This is a genomic window from Mycobacterium sp. E2462 (assembly GCF_001672685.1).
Lineage (GTDB): Bacteria > Actinomycetota > Actinomycetes > Mycobacteriales > Mycobacteriaceae > Mycobacterium.
Window position 1 is genome coordinate 1 of sequence record NZ_LZKC01000144.1, and the last position, 1,280, is coordinate 1,280.

At 66.9% G+C, this 1,280-nt stretch carries 2 protein-coding genes and 1 pseudogene; 2 read left to right on the plus strand and 1 reads right to left on the minus strand.

Annotated features, from left to right (window positions below):
* Positions 1–345 (minus strand): bifunctional nuclease family protein (locus tag A5714_RS06750; protein WP_068284053.1); only part of this gene is annotated, 345 nt, incomplete at its 3' end.
* Between A5714_RS06750 and A5714_RS06755 the strand changes: the two are divergent.
* Together A5714_RS06755 and A5714_RS06760 are read left to right on the plus strand one after the other, a co-directional pair.
* Positions 280–819, plus strand: a pseudogene (locus A5714_RS06755) (MerR family transcriptional regulator); the annotation flags it as partial. The gene A5714_RS06750 and the pseudogene A5714_RS06755 sit on opposite strands and share 66 nt — an antisense overlap.
* Positions 820–935: 116 nt before the next feature.
* Positions 936–1,280: bifunctional nuclease family protein (locus tag A5714_RS06760; RefSeq protein WP_068284053.1), on the plus strand; the 345-nt coding region annotated here is incomplete at its 3' end.

A 1,280-nucleotide genomic window follows, 5' to 3' on the forward strand; every position in this document is an offset into this window, starting at 1 on the left:
GATCGGAACACCGACGCGCAGCGCGATGGCCACCGAGTCCGAGGGGCGCGCCGAGACGGTGATGTTGCGGTCGAAGATCAGGTCGGCGTAGAAGGTGCCCTCCTGCAGATCGACAATCCGCACCTCTTTGAGCGAATGTCCAAGCGCAGCAATGACATCCCTGATCAGATCGTGGGTGAGCGGGCGGGGCGGCTCGACGCCCTGCTGCTCCAGCGCGATGGCCGCGGCCTCGGACTGGCCGATCCAGATCGGCAGGTAACGGTCACCGGTGGTCTCCCGCAACAACAGCACGGGCTGGTTCTGCGGCTGCTCCACGCGAATGCCGACAACACGAACTTCACCCATTTGTGTCTGCCCTCCGTCGGTTCGCCCTCGCCGTACTCCGCGCCGCGCCTGGTGTCGGTCCCCGCCGGGGACGGCTCGGACGCCGCGGCGGTGGCCCCGCCCCGCGTGCGGCTCAGTCGCGAAGACCTGCTGGAACGTTCAGGGGTCGACGGGGAGCTGCTGACGGCGCTGCTCAAGGCCGGGGTGATCACCACCGGCCCCGGCGGTTTCTTCGACGAGCACGCGGTGGTCATCCTGCAGTGCGCGCGGGCGCTGTCGGACTACGGCGTCGAACCGCGCCATCTGCGCGCGTTTCGCTCGGCGGCCGACCGGCAGTCCGACCTCATCGCCCAGATCGCCGGGCCGTTGGTGAAGGCCGATAAGGCCGGCGCGCGGGACCGGGCCGACGACCTTGCTCGCGAGGTCGCGGCCCTCGCGATCACCCTGCACACTTCGCTGATCAAATCCGCCGTTCGCGACGTTCTGCATCGCTGAGGACTAGACTTTCGGTCGACAGCTTGGTTACGGCAGCATGGCGATTTCTTCGACACCGCCGTCGCTTTCGTTAACCGGATCCGACACGGCACCGTCAATGCGGAGGGCAGACACAAATGGGTGAAGTTCGTGTTGTCGGCATTCGCGTGGAGCAGCCGCAGAACCAGCCCGTGCTGTTGTTGCGGGAGACCACCGGTGACCGTTACCTGCCGATCTGGATCGGCCAGTCCGAGGCCGCGGCCATCGCGCTGGAGCAGCAGGGCGTCGAGCCGCCCCGCCCGCTCACCCACGATCTGATCAGGGATGTCATTGCTGCGCTTGGACATTCGCTCAAAGAGGTGCGGATTGTCGATCTGCAGGAGGGCACCTTCTACGCCGACCTGATCTTCGACCGCAACATCACCGTCTCGGCGCGCCCCTCGGACTCGGTGGCCATCGCGCTGCGCGTCGGTGTTCCGATC